Annotated in this window: 11 protein-coding genes; 8 read left to right on the top strand and 3 right to left on the bottom strand. The window is 65.4% G+C overall.

The features are described from left to right. Position 1 precedes the first annotated feature (1 nt). The 7 genes from rpsA to galU all read left to right on the top strand — a co-directional run bounded on the left by rpsA (position 2) and on the right by galU (position 7412). Positions 2 to 1687 (top strand): 30S ribosomal protein S1, encoded by a 1686-nt coding sequence (gene rpsA / locus LZ605_RS07045; protein WP_057498113.1) that lies wholly within the window; start codon positions 2 to 4, stop codon positions 1685 to 1687. A gap of 89 nt (positions 1688 to 1776) precedes the next feature. Then, positions 1777 to 2082: an integration host factor subunit beta gene (locus tag LZ605_RS07040; RefSeq protein ID WP_005409286.1), complete on the top strand. Its 306-nt coding sequence runs from the start codon at positions 1777 to 1779 to the stop codon at positions 2080 to 2082. 75 nt (positions 2083 to 2157) lie between these two features. Beyond that, positions 2158 to 2442: a LapA family protein gene (locus LZ605_RS07035; protein WP_249844264.1), complete on the top strand. Its 285-nt coding sequence runs from the start codon at positions 2158 to 2160 to the stop codon at positions 2440 to 2442. A 6-nt stretch (positions 2443 to 2448) separates the two neighbouring features. After that, positions 2449 to 3627 (top strand): lipopolysaccharide assembly protein LapB, encoded by a 1179-nt coding sequence (gene lapB, locus LZ605_RS07030; protein ID WP_057498115.1) that lies wholly within the window; start codon positions 2449 to 2451, stop codon positions 3625 to 3627. Between the two features lie 3 nt (positions 3628 to 3630). Continuing rightward, a complete protein-coding gene (locus LZ605_RS07025) occupies positions 3631 to 4620 on the top strand; it encodes an MraY family glycosyltransferase (RefSeq protein ID WP_249844263.1) in 990 nt (329 codons plus the stop codon). A 3-nt stretch (positions 4621 to 4623) separates the two neighbouring features. Continuing rightward, on the top strand, positions 4624 to 6537 hold the full coding sequence (locus tag LZ605_RS07020; RefSeq protein ID WP_249844262.1) for a polysaccharide biosynthesis protein: 1914 nt from the start codon (positions 4624 to 4626) through the stop codon (positions 6535 to 6537). Further along, a complete protein-coding gene (gene galU / locus LZ605_RS07015) occupies positions 6534 to 7412 on the top strand; it encodes a UTP--glucose-1-phosphate uridylyltransferase GalU (RefSeq protein WP_249844261.1) in 879 nt (292 codons plus the stop codon). The genes LZ605_RS07020 and galU overlap by 4 nt, the downstream gene beginning before the upstream one ends. Positions 7413 to 7974: 562 nt before the next feature. Here galU and LZ605_RS07010 read toward each other — a convergent pair. The 3 genes from LZ605_RS07010 to LZ605_RS07000 all read right to left on the bottom strand — a co-directional run bounded on the left by LZ605_RS07010 (position 7975) and on the right by LZ605_RS07000 (position 12332). Continuing rightward, entirely contained in the window at positions 7975 to 9183 is a 1209-nt protein-coding gene (locus tag LZ605_RS07010; RefSeq protein WP_005409292.1) for an acetyl-CoA C-acyltransferase, read from the bottom strand. Positions 9184 to 9252: 69 nt separating this feature from the next. Next, entirely contained in the window at positions 9253 to 11625 is a 2373-nt protein-coding gene (locus tag LZ605_RS07005; RefSeq protein WP_249844260.1) for a 3-hydroxyacyl-CoA dehydrogenase/enoyl-CoA hydratase family protein, read from the bottom strand. A gap of 53 nt (positions 11626 to 11678) precedes the next feature. Then, positions 11679 to 12332, bottom strand: a complete 654-nt coding sequence (locus tag LZ605_RS07000; RefSeq protein WP_107232306.1) for a TetR/AcrR family transcriptional regulator — start codon at positions 12330 to 12332, stop codon at positions 11679 to 11681. A 318-nt stretch (positions 12333 to 12650) separates the two neighbouring features. Here LZ605_RS07000 and ndk point away from each other — a divergent pair, with 318 nt between their 5' ends. Continuing rightward, complete coding sequence (ndk, locus tag LZ605_RS06995) at positions 12651 to 13076, top strand: nucleoside-diphosphate kinase (RefSeq protein ID WP_008265389.1); 426 nt, start codon at positions 12651 to 12653, stop codon at positions 13074 to 13076. Positions 13077 to 13084 lie beyond the last annotated feature (8 nt).

Below are 13084 nucleotides of genomic sequence, written 5' to 3'. Positions count from 1 at the left end.
AATGACCGAATCATTTGCCGAACTGTTTGAAGCCAGCCAGGCCAATCTGGCCAAGCTGAAGCCGGGCGCCATCGTCAGCGGTACCGTTGTTGAAGTCCGCGGCGACGTCGTGGTGATCAACGCTGGCCTGAAGTCCGAAGGCATCGTGCCGATCGAACAGTTCCGTAACGACGCTGGCGAAATCGACGTCGCCGAAGGCGACATCGTCAAGGTCGCCCTCGACTCGATCGAGAACGGCTTCGGCGAAACCGTCCTGTCGCGCGAGAAGGCCAAGCGCGCGATGGTGTGGGACGAGCTGGAAGAAGCGTTGGAAAAGAACGAAACCATCACCGGCCGCATCAGCGGCAAGGTCAAGGGTGGTTTCACCGTGGACATCAAGGATGTCCGCGCCTTCCTGCCGGGTTCCCTGGTCGATGTGCGCCCGGTGCGCGATCCGGCCTACCTGGAAGGCAAGGAGCTCGAGTTCAAGCTCATCAAGCTGGACCGCAAGCGTAACAACGTCGTGGTCTCGCGCCGCGCTGTCGTCGAAAGCGAGCACTCGGAAGAGCGCGAGCAGCTGATGGACAAGCTGCAGGAAGGCGCGATCCTGAAGGGTGTCGTCAAGAACCTGACCGACTACGGCGCGTTCGTGGACCTGGGCGGTATCGACGGCCTGCTGCACATCACCGACATGGCATGGAAGCGCGTGCGCCATCCGTCCGAAGTCGTCAACGTCGGCGACGAGCTGGACGTGCGCGTGCTGAAGTTCGACCGCGAGCGCAACCGCGTTTCGCTGGGTCTGAAGCAGCTGGGCGAAGATCCGTGGGATAACATCGCCCGTCGTTACCCGGCCAACAGCCGCGTCTTCGGCAAGGTCTCCAACGTCACCGATTACGGCGCGTTCGTTGAGATCGAGCCGGGCGTCGAAGGCCTGGTGCACGTCTCCGAGATGGATTGGACCAACAAGAACGTCAACCCGTCCAAGGTTGTGCAGGTGGGTGACGAAGTCGAAGTGATGGTGCTGGACGTCGATGAAGAGCGTCGCCGTATCTCGCTGGGCATGAAGCAGGTTGCCGCCAATCCGTGGGAAACCTTCGCTGCCACCCACAAGAAGGGTGACAAGGTGTCGGGCCAGATCAAGTCGATCACCGACTTCGGCATCTTCATCGGCCTGGACGGCGGCATCGACGGCCTGGTCCACCTGTCCGACATCAGCTGGAACACCACCGGCGAAGACGTCGTTCGCAACTTCAAGAAGGGCGACACCCTGGACGCCGTTGTCCTGGCCGTCGATCCGGAACGCGAGCGCATCTCCCTGGGCGTGAAGCAGCTGGAGCAGGATCCGTTCGGCCAGTACATGGCTGCCAATCCGAAGGGCTCCAAGGTCGAAGGCGTGGTGAAGGAAGTCGACGCCAAGGGCGCGATCATCGAGCTGGCTGACGGCATCGAAGGTTACGTCTCGGCACGCGACATCGCCAACGAGCGCGTTGACGACGCCACCCAGCACCTGAAGGTCGGCGACAAGGTCGAAGCCAAGTTCGTGGGCATGGACCGCAAGGGCCGCACCCTGCAGCTGTCGATCAAGGCCAAGGACGACGCTGAAATGCGCGAAGTGCTGGAGGAATACCAGTCCTCTTCGGCTTCCAGCGGCACCACCCAGCTGGGCGCGCTGCTGCGTGCACAGCTGAACGGCAACAAGTCCGAGTAATATCGGCCTGTAGCTGTTCGTTGTTTCCTGGACGGCCCGGGCATTGCCCGGGCCGTTTCAGGCTGAGTGACCCCTGATGTGAGCCGGCGATGACCAAATCCGAACTGATCGAAATCCTCGCGCGCCGCCAGGCGCACCTGAAGGCCGATGATGTCGATCTGGCGGTAAAGTCGTTGCTGGAAATGATGGGCGGTTCGCTGTCCGCCGGGGATCGCATCGAAATCCGTGGTTTTGGCAGCTTCTCGCTGCACTACCGGCCGCCGCGCCTGGGTCGCAACCCGAAGACCGGCGAATCGGTCGCCCTGCCGGGCAAGCACGTTCCCCATTTCAAGCCGGGCAAGGAACTGCGCGAGCGGGTCAGCAGCGTGCTCCCGCTGGACGCCGATCCGGCCTGAGCCCCGTCGCGCCACCGCGTGCGAATCCAGCCGCGAGTCGGATAAGCTACGGACTCCTGCCACTGGAGCTCTCGCATGAAGGTCTTTCGTCTGCTGGTCCTGCTGGCGGTGCTGATCCTTGGATTGATCATCGGTGCGGTCAACATGACCGCGATGTCGATCAACCTGCTGTTTACCCAATTGAATACCTCCGTTGGTGTGGCGCTGATTGCGGCCCTGCTGATCGGTGTCATCGTCGGTGCCGGCCTGGTGCTGGTGAGCGTGGTCATTCCGCTGTACAGCCAGCTGCGCCGCGCCAACAAGTCCGCTGCCGCCTCGCCGGCACCGGTTGCCTCCCCCCAATCCTTTGATGGACGCTGATCGAAGATGGATTTCGTCACCGAGTGGTTCTGGTTCTTCCTGTTCGTCCCGCTGGCCGCTCTGGCCGGATGGGTGATCGGACGGCGTGGCGGTCAGCGCCACGGTGACAACCAGGTCAGCCGCCTGTCCAGCACCTACTTCCGCGGCCTGAACTACCTGCTCAACGAGCAACCGGACAAGGCCATCGAGCTGTTCCTGCATATCGCCGAGCTGGACAAGGAAACCTTCGAGACCCAGGTCGCGCTGGGCCATCTGTTCCGCCGCCGCGGCGAAGTCGATCGTGCCATCCGCCTGCACCAGGGCCTGGTCAACCGCAGCGACCTCAGTGACGCGCAGCGTGTGCAGGCCCTGCTGGCGCTGGGCGAGGACTACATGAAGTCCGGTCTGCTGGATCGGGCCGAGACGGTCTTCACCGAACTGGCCCAGCTCGACCAGCGCGCACCGCAGGCGCTCAAGCATCTGATCGGCATCTACCAGGCCGAGCGTGACTGGGAAAAGGCGATCGACAACGCCACCCGTTTCGAAGACGTCACCGGCGAGCCGATGGGCAAGCTGATCGGGCAGTTCGAGTGCGAGCTGGCCGAGCGCTTCCGTGGCGCCGGCAAGCTGGAAGAGGCGAGGGCGGCCATCGCCCGCGCCTACCAGGCCGATGCGATGTCGGTGCGTGCCGGCATCATCGAAGGCCGCCTGGAAACCGATGCCGGTAATTCCGAAGCGGCCGTGCGCGCGTTCGAGCGTGCCGCCCGCAACGACCCTGAATACCTGCCCGAGCTGCTGCCGGCGCTGATGCAGAACTACCGCAAGGTGGGCGACCTGGCGGGCGCGCGTGCGTTCCTGTCGGAAATGACCGAGCACTACCGTGGCATCGCCCCGGTGCTGGCACTCACCCGCCTGATGGAAGAGCAGGAGGGCGTGGCGCCGGCACGGGCCTATCTCGGCCGCCAGTTGAAGGACCGCCCCTCGGTGCGCGGCGAGTCGGCGCTGATCGACCTGACCCTGGCCGAAGGTGCCGATTCCACGGCCACCCTGCACGACCTCAAGCACATCACCGACCAGCTGCTGGTACGCAACCCGGCTTACCGTTGCACGCGCTGCGGCTTCGGTGCGCGCACCCATCACTGGCAGTGCCCAAGCTGCAAGGAATGGGGTACGGTCAAGCCGCTGCTGAACTACGCGGTGCTCTGATCCATGCCGTGGCTTGTGATGGCGGCGCTGCTGGCGCTTGCGCTGCTCAGCGCGGCGCTGACCTGGGCGGCGCGCGGTTACGCCCTGCGCCGACAGTTGCTGGACCAGCCCGGCGAGCGCCGCAGCCATAGCGTTGCCACGCCCCGCGGTGGCGGCATTGCCATTGTCATCAGCCTGCTGGTGGCCGCGGGCGCGGCCATGTGGGCCTGGCCGCAGGCCACGCCCAGCCTGCTGGTGGCCAGCCTCGGGCTGGTGCTGGTGGCCGGCATTGGTTGGTGGGACGACCACAGGCCGCTGCCGGCGATGCGCCGGCTGATGGTGCACTTCATCGCCGCCGCGCTGCTGGCGGGGCTGGTCAAGGTGCACGGCGGCAGCTGGCTGCTGGCGGTGCTGGTGCTGCTGTTCACCGCCTCGCTGATCAACATCTGGAACTTCATGGATGGCATCAACGGTATCGCCGCCAGCCAGGCCGTGGTGGCCGCGCTGGGGCTGGCGCCGGTGCTGCCGTGGCCGTACTCGCTGGCGGCCATCGCTCTGGGCCTGGCCTGCCTGGGTTTCCTGCCGTTCAACTTCCCCCGGGCCCGGATCTTCATGGGCGATGTCGGTAGTGGCGCGCTCGGCTATGCGGTCGCCGTGGTGCTGGCCATCGCCAGCGTGCGTACCGACATCCACTGGATCCTGCTGCTGGTGCCCATTTCGCCGTTCCTCGTGGACGCAGGCTTCACACTGCTGGCGCGCATCATTTCCGGACAACGCTGGATGGAACCCCATACCCAGCACGTCTACCAGCGCGCGGTGCAGGCAGGAGCCAGTCACCCCCAGGTGACAGGGATGTACTTTGCTTTGGGCCTATTCAGTATTACAGTGTTCAATGTCTGCTCGAATCTGCAGCCGAGGTGGGAGGCTGTCGTGGCGGTCGCGTGGTTCATCGCGCTGACTGTCCTTTGGCTCCTCCTGCGCAATGGAATGCGCCATCGACAAGGAACTACCTGACTTATGGCTTCACCCTGGCGGGACAGAATTCTCGGCCTGATGCCGCGTTCGGCCATCGTCTGCCATGACCTGTTCATGGTCTGGGCATGCTGGCAGTTGCTCCATGCAGGTCGCTACTCGATCCTGCCCAACGCGCCTGCGTTGCCGCTCTGGAATGTCGATACCACCCTGGTGCTGCTGCTGCAGGGCCTGGTGTTCTGGCGGGTGGGCCTGTATCGCGGGCTGTGGCGTTTCGCCAGCGTCAGCGACCTGCTGAACATCTTCAAGGCCAGCTTCATCGGCATGGTCGCCATCGTCCTGGTGCTGATGTGGAAGCGCTTCGACGGCGTGCCGATGTCGGTGCTGGTGATCTATCCGTTCGCGCTGTCGGCGCTGCTGGGCGCACCGCGCCTGTTGTACCGGGCCTGGAAGGATTACCAGGCACTGCAGTCCGATTCCAGCGCGCGCCGGGTACTGATCCTGGGCGCCGGCCAGGCGGCCGAGACCCTGGTACGCGACCTGCGCCGCTCCGGCAATTTCGAGCCGGTCGGCCTGCTCGACGACGCCCCGCACCTGCGTGGGGCCAAGCTGCAGGGTCTGCCGATCCTGGGCACGCTGGACGATGCGCCGACCGTGGTGCGCGAAACCGCGGCCAAGCTGCTGGTCATCGCCATTCCATCGCTGGATGCCGCTGGCATGCAGCGGGTGGTCGCCATCTGTGAAAGCACCGGCGTGCCGTTCCGCACCGTGCCCAAGCTCAGCGACATCCTGCAGGGCCAGTCGTTGCCGGGCCAGCTGAAGGAAGTGGCGATCGAAGACCTGCTGGGGCGCAAGCCGATCATGCCGGACTGGAACCTGATCCGGGGCTGGCTGGGCGGACGCACCGTGATGGTGACCGGCGCCGGTGGCTCGATCGGCTCCGAGCTGTGCCGGCAGTGCGCACGACATGGTGCCGGCCGCATCATCCTGCTGGAAATCAGCGAGCTGCTGCTGTTGACCATCGAAGGCGAGCTGCGCCGCAGCTTTCCCGATGTCGAGATCGAGGCCGTACTCGGCGATTGCGGCGACCCGGCGGTGATCCGCCACGCGTTGTCGCTGCATCCGGTCGATACCGCCTTCCACGCCGCCGCCTACAAGCACGTGCCCGTGCTGGAGCGGCAGCTGCGCGAAGCGGTGCGCAACAACATCCTGGCGACCGAGAACGTGGCCCGCGCGTGCCTGGAGGCACGGGTGGAGCATTTCGTGTTCATCTCCACCGACAAGGCGGTCGATCCGGTCAATGCGCTGGGTGCGAGCAAGCGCTACGCCGAGATGATCTGCCAGAGCCTGGACCAGAAGTCCACGCACACCCGTTTCGTCACGGTCCGCTTCGGCAACGTGCTGGCCTCGGCCGGCAGCGTGGTGCCGCTGTTCCGCGAACAGATCCTGCGGGGTGGTCCGATCACCGTCACCGACCCGGAAGTCAGCCGGTACTTCATGACCATCCCCGAGGCCTGCCAGCTGATCCTGCAGGCAGCCGCCTCGGCGTCGCATGGCGCCATCTATACGCTGGACATGGGCGAGCCGGTGCCGATCCGCGTGCTGGCCGAGCAGATGATCCGCCTGACCGGCAAGCAGCCTTACAAGGACATCCAGATCATCTACACCGGCCTGCGCCCCGGCGAGAAGCTGCACGAGACGCTGTTCTATTCGGACGAGGATTATCGTTCGACCGCGCATCCGAAGATTCTCGAGGCCGGCGTGCGCGCGTTCTCGCGCGACCTGGTGCTGGGCAACGTGCCGCGTCTGCGCGAGGCGATCGCCAGCTACGACACCGCCAGCATCCAGGAAATTCTGTTCACGACGATGCCGGAATTCTCGCCGATCGAACAGGACGCTTACATTTCATCCGCTAAAGTCGTGCCTTTCCCGGCACGTGAGGCCAACAGGCACCAATGAGCAAGCGAATTCGCAAGGCGGTATTTCCCGTGGCAGGGCTGGGCACGCGTTTTCTGCCCGCAACCAAGACCGTGCCGAAGGAGATGCTGCCCATCATTGATCGTCCGCTGATCCAGTACGCGGTGGACGAAGCGATTGAAGCGGGCTGCGACACGCTGGTGTTCATCACCAACCGCTACAAGCACGCGGTGGCCGACTATTTCGACAAGGCCTACGAGCTGGAGCAGAAGCTCGAGCGCGCTGGCAAGCAGGAACAGCTGGAGATGATCCGCCACGTGCTGCCCAACGGCGTGCGCGCGATCTTCGTCACCCAGGCCGAAGCCCTGGGCCTGGGCCATGCGGTGCTCTGCGCCAAGGCGGTCATCGGCGACGAGCCCTTTGCCGTGCTGCTGCCGGACGACCTGATCTGGAACCGTGGCGACGGCGCGTTGAAGCAGATGGCCGATCTCAACGAAGCCAGTGGCGCCAGCGTGATCGCGGTGGAAGACGTGCCGCATGACAAGACCGCCAGCTATGGCATCGTCGCCACCGAGGCGTTCGATGGCCGCAAGGGACGTATCTCGCAGATCGTGGAGAAGCCCAAGCCGGAGGACGCGCCGAGTGATCTGGCCGTGGTCGGCCGCTATGTGCTGAGCCCGAAGATCTTCGAACTGCTGGAGCAGACCGGCAGCGGTGCCGGTGGCGAGATTCAGCTGACCGATGCGATCGCGCAGCTGCTGAAGACCGAACAGGTCGACGCCTATCGGTTCGAGGGCACCCGTTTCGACTGCGGTACGCACCTGGGTCTGGTCGAAGCGACGATCCGCTTCGCGCTGGACAACCCGAAGCTGGCCGGTCCGGCGCGGGAGAAGCTGGCGGCGATGCTGGCGGAATAAGGGTTCTATCAAGCGCTCCGTGCAGCGCCTTGATTGATACGTGATGGGCGGGACGGGTGGGCCTTTGCAGGACACGCCGTAAACCCGTCCATGGGGGCTCGATGGCGCCATCCATGGCGCCAACGGTCCTGCAAAGGCCCACCCGTCCCGCCTGTCAGATTTCCCGTGGGCGCGGACGGGAAGGGCGGAATCAAGGGCAGAAGCAAAAGCAAAAAAGGCAGCCATTGGCTGCCTTTTTCGTGGATCGGGGTCAGATCTCTTTGCGCAGCAAAGGGCTCTGACCCCAGCGTTTGACCCTGCCTTTGCTCATCCCTCCGCCGCGCGGAATGTTGGGTGGCGCGGGCGGGTGAGGCTGACCGGGACTGTCAGCGGCATGGGCCAGGCGCATGCGCCTGGCGGGTTGGGCAGGACGCCCAACCCCGGCCTTGCTGCGTGCGCAGGATTGCGCACGCTAGCAAGCCGCTGCCAAGCCCCCAAGGACGGGTTTACGGCGTGTCCCGGGCAGCCTCACCCACCCGGGCCCCACAGCAAACCGATATCCCGACCGGCAGCGCTTTGAACCTTACAGCGCCTCGAAAATACCCGCCGCGCCCATGCCGGTGCCGATGCACATGGTCACCATGCCGTACTTCTGCTGGCGACGACGCAGGCCGTGCAGCAGGGTGGCGGTACGGATCGCGCCGGTCGCACCCAGCGGGTGGCCCAGGGCGATCGCGCCGCCCAGCGGGTTGACCTTGCTCGGGTCCAGGCCGCAATCGCGGATCACCGCCAGCGACTGCGCGGCGAACGCTTCGTTCAATTCAATCCAGTCCAGCTGATCCTGAGTCAGGCCGGCCTGCTTCAGGGCCTTCGGAATGGCGGCGATCGGGCCGATGCCCATCACTTCCGGACGCACGCCGGCCACCGAGAAGCTGACGAAACGGGCCAGCGGGGTCAGGCCGTAATCCTTGATCGCCTGTTCCGAGGCCAGCAGCACCGCACCGGCACCATCGCTCATCTGCGAGGAGTTGCCGGCGGTGACGGTGCCGCCGAACTGGCCGTTGCGGAACACCGGGCGCAGCTTGGCCAGGCCTTCAGCCGAAGAATCCGGGCGCGGGCCTTCGTCGGTGTCGGCGATCTTGTTGCGGGTGATGATGCGCTGGCCATCGGCCAGGTCCGGCAGGTGCGAGACGATTTCGTACGGGCTGATCTCGTCCTTGAACTCGCCGTTCTGGATCGCGGCCATGGCCTTCTGGTGCGAGGCGAGGGCAAAGGCGTCCTGGTCTTCGCGCGAGACCTTCCACTCTTCGGCCACCTTCTCGGCGGTGATGCCCATGCCGTAGGCGATGGCCACGTGGTCGTTGTCGAACACGCTCGGTGCCATCGCGATCTTGTTGCCCATCATCGGCACCATCGACATCGACTCGGTGCCGCCGGCCAGCATCAGGTCGGCGTTGCCCAGGCGGATCGCATCGGCAGCCTGCGCCACCGCCTGCAGGCCGGAGGAGCAGAAGCGGTTCACGGTCTGTGCGGCGATGGTGTTGGGCAGGCCGGCCAGCAGCACGCCGATGCGCGCCACGTTCATGCCCTGCTCGGCTTCCGGCATGGCGCAGCCGATGATCGCGTCATCGATGCGGTTGACGTCCACGCCCGGCGCCTGTGCGACGACGCTGCGCAGCACGTGCGCAAGCATGTCGTCGGGGCGGGTGTTGCGGAACATGCCCTTGGGCGCCTTGCCAACCGGGGTACGGGTGGCGGCGACGATGTAGGCGTCCTGGATTTGCTTGGTCATTGCAGTGATCTCTTGAATAGGGTTTGGAAGAGGTTGCCGGCCAGCGGCCGGCACTACCGATGTCTTCCGTCAGTTCCGCAGCGGCTTGCCGGTCTTGAGCATGTGCGCGATGCGGGCCTGGGTCTTTTCCTGCTGGGCCAGTTCAACGAAATGCTTGCGCTCCAGGGTCAGCAGCCACTCTTCGTCCACCAGAGTGCCGCGATCGACCTTGCCGCCGCACAGCACGGTGGCGATGCGCTCGGCGATCTCGTAGTCGTACGGGCTGATGAAACGGCCTTCCAGCATGTTGACCAGCATCATCTTGAAGGTGGCGATACCCACGTCACCGGCCACCTGGATGCGGCGTGCCGGCAGCGGCGGGCGGTAACCGGCTTCGGCCAGTGCACGCGCTTCGGCCTTGGCGATGTACAGCGCCTCGTAGCTGTTGAACACCACCTTGTCGGTGCTGCGCAGCAGGCCCAGTTCCTGGGCATTGACTGCCGAGTTGGACACCTTGGCCATGGCCACGGTCTCGAAGGTCTTCTTCAGTTCGGCAAACACATCACCGCCCGGACCGGCCGCCTGCGAGGCACGCACGGCCAGTTCCTTCAGGCCACCACCGGCCGGCAGCAGGCCGACGCCGGCCTCGACCAGGCCGATGTAGCTTTCCAGGAAGGCCACGGTCTTGGCGCTGTGCATCTGGAACTCGCAGCCGCCACCCAGGGCCAGGCCACGCACCGCGGCCACCACCGGCACCAGCGAGTACTTGATGCGCTGGCTGGTGCGCTGGAAGTTGGCGACCATTTCTTCGAACTGGTCGACCTTGCCGGCCTGCAGCAGGCCCAGCGCACCGGCCAGGTCGGCACCAGCGGAGAAGGGTTCCTTCTGTTGCCAGATCACCAGGCCCTGGAAGTCCTTCTCGGCGCGGCTGACGCATTCCTGCAGGCCGTCCAGCACCTGGTCGGACACAGTGTTCATCTTGGTCTTGAAGCTGACCACGGCGATGCCATCGCCGTCATGCCACATGCGCAGGCCGTCGTTCTCGAACACCGTCTCGCCCGGCGCGAACTTCTCGCCCAGCAGCGGATCGGGGAAACGCTGGCGCTGGTACACCGGCAGCGACGAGCGCGGCAGCTTGGCGTTGCGCGACGGGCTGTAGCTGCCCTCGGCGGCGTGCACGCCGTCGCGGCCATCGAACACCCAGTCCGGCAGCGGGGCGTTGCTCATGCTCTTGCCGGCGACGATGTCATCGGCAATCCACTGCGCGACCTGCTTCCAGCCGGCAGCCTGCCAGGTTTCGAACGGGCCCAGCGACCAGCCGTAGCCCCAGCGGATGGCCAGGTCGACGTCACGCGCGGTCTCGGCGATATCGGCCAGGTGGTAGGCGCTGTAGTGGAACAGGTCGCGGAAGGTCGCCCACAGGAACTGCGCCTGCGGGTGCTGGCTCTCGCGCAGCTTGGCGAACTTCTCGGCCGGGTTCCTGATCTTCAGGATCTCGACCACTTCCGGTGCAGCGGTGCGGTCAGCCGGACGGTAGTCCTGCTTCTCCAGGTCCAGCACCACGATGTCCTTGCCGACCTTGCGGAAGATGCCGGCGCCGGTCTTCTGGCCCAGCGCGCCCTTGGCGATCAGCGCGTCCAGCCACTTCGGCGACTTGAAGAACTCGTGCCACGGGTCGTTCGGCAGGGTGTCGCCCATGGTCTTGATGACGTGGGCCATGGTGTCCAGGCCGACCACATCGGAGGTCCGGTAGGTGGCCGACTTCGGGCGACCGACCAGCGGGCCGGTCAGGCCGTCCACTTCATCAAAGCCCAGGCCGAACTGCTGGGTGTGATGGATGGTGGACAGGATCGAGAACACGCCGATGCGGTTGCCGATGAAGTTCGGGGTGTCCTTGGCGTACACCACGCCCTTGCCCAGGGTGGTGACCAGGAACGCTTCCAGGCCTTCCAGCACGGCCTTGTCGGTGGTGGTGGCCGGAATCAGTTCGGCCAGGTGCATGTAGCGCGGCGGGTTGAAGAAGTGCACGCCGCAGAAGCGGTGGCGCAGCTGCTCGGGCAGCACGTCGGCCAGCTTGTTGATGCCCAGGCCGGAGGTGTTGGAGGCCAGCACCGCGTGATCGGCCACGAACGGGGCGATCTTCTTGTACAGGTCCTGCTTCCAGTCCATGCGCTCGGCGATGGCCTCGATGATCAGGTCGCAGTCCTTCAGCTGCTCCAGGCCGGACTCGTAGTTGGCCGGGGTGATGGCTTCGGCCAGCGACTTGCTGGCCAGCGGCGCCGGGCTCAGCTTGCCCAGGTTGGCGATCGCCTTCAGCACGATGCCGTCGGCCGGACCTTCCTTGGCGGGCAGGTCGAACAGCACGGTGTCGACGCCAGCGTTGGTGAGGTGGGCGGCGATCTGGGCACCCATGACGCCGGCACCCAGCACGGCGGCGCGGCGGACTAGCAGGGAATTGGACATGGTGTAGGGCCTTTGTTGGTCAGCAGTTACGGGGTGGGTCGCACCCGATGGAATTACGGAGAAGCGGGCAGGGCGCTGGCGCGTGCGGCGGCGCGGAACCCGGCTTCGGCGAAATGGATCAGTTCGTGGGCGGCATGGGCACGATGCGCCGCTTCGGTGACACCGGCGGGACGCTTGATCAGCCCGAAGTCGGCCATCGCATAGGTCAGCGAGCCGGCCAGGAAGTCCAGGCGCCAGTACAGCTCTTCCTTGCTCAGGTCGGGAATGCACTCGCCGATGGCCTTGCCGAACGCACGCAGCACATGGCCGTAGTGGTCGGACAGGAACTTGCGCAGGTTGTCGTTCTTCTCGGCGTAGGCGCGGGCGATCACGCGCACGAAGGCGCCGCCGTTCTGGCGGTCCTGGGCCAGTGCCAGCGCCGGCTCGACGAAGGCGGCCAGCACCGGGCGCAGCTGGCCGGGGTGTTCGGCACGGGCGCGCTCGAGCTGTGACAGGCGGGCACCGGTCATCTCGTCCATGCGACGGCGGAACACCTCGTTGACCAGGTTTTCCTTGGAGCCGAAGTGGTAGTTGACCGCCGCGATGTTGACGTCGGCCTGGCTGGTGACCTGGCGCAGCGAGGTGCCGGCGAAGCCGTGCTGGGCGAACAGCTCCTCGGCGGCACCGAGGATCCGGTCCTTGGTCGAGAAGTGGGCGGGCTTGGCCATCGGCGGGCGGACCTTAATCAAACGATTGTTTGATACTAGAACCAGACGGTAGCGTATGGCATTTTGCAGTGCAGCAAAAATGCCCGGGGCGGTCAGAATCCGCTCAGGTGGGTGAATGGGCGCGGTGGGGTCGGATCCGCGCAGGGGCTCCGCCCCCCTGGCGGCCACGGGTTGCCGGCCAGCGGCCGGCACTACCACGGCGCCGCTTTATCTTTTACAATTCGCCTACGTTTATCAGGCTAAGCCCGCGTCCCGACGCGGGTTTTTTTCATGTTACCCTTCGGGCCATCAGCGGCCCGATTCCATTGGAGACATCCCATGGCGCTGGAGCGCACCCTTTCGATCATCAAGCCGGACGCCGTTGCCAAGAACGTCATCGGCGAAATCTACGCCCGCTTCGAGAAGGCCGGCCTGAAGGTCGTGGCCGCCAAGTACAAGCAGCTGTCGCGCCGCGAAGCCGAAGGCTTCTACGCCGTGCACCGCGAGCGTCCGTTCTTCAACGCGCTGGTCGAGTTCATGATCTCCGGCCCGGTGATGATCCAGGCCCTGGAAGGCGAGAACGCCGTCCTGGCCCACCGCGACCTGCTGGGCGCCACCAACCCGAAGGAAGCCGCCGCCGGTACCATCCGCGCCGACTTCGCCGAATCCATCGATGCCAACGCCGCCCACGGCTCGGACTCGGTCGAGAATGCAGCGATTGAAATCGCCTACTTCTTCGCCGCCACCGAAGTCGTTTCGCGCTGAGAGTAATG

It is taken from the genome of Stenotrophomonas maltophilia (genome assembly GCF_023518235.1).
Lineage (GTDB): Bacteria > Pseudomonadota > Gammaproteobacteria > Xanthomonadales > Xanthomonadaceae > Stenotrophomonas.
Note: the sequence above shows the minus strand (reverse complement) of the source record. Positions and strands in the feature narration are given on the sequence as shown.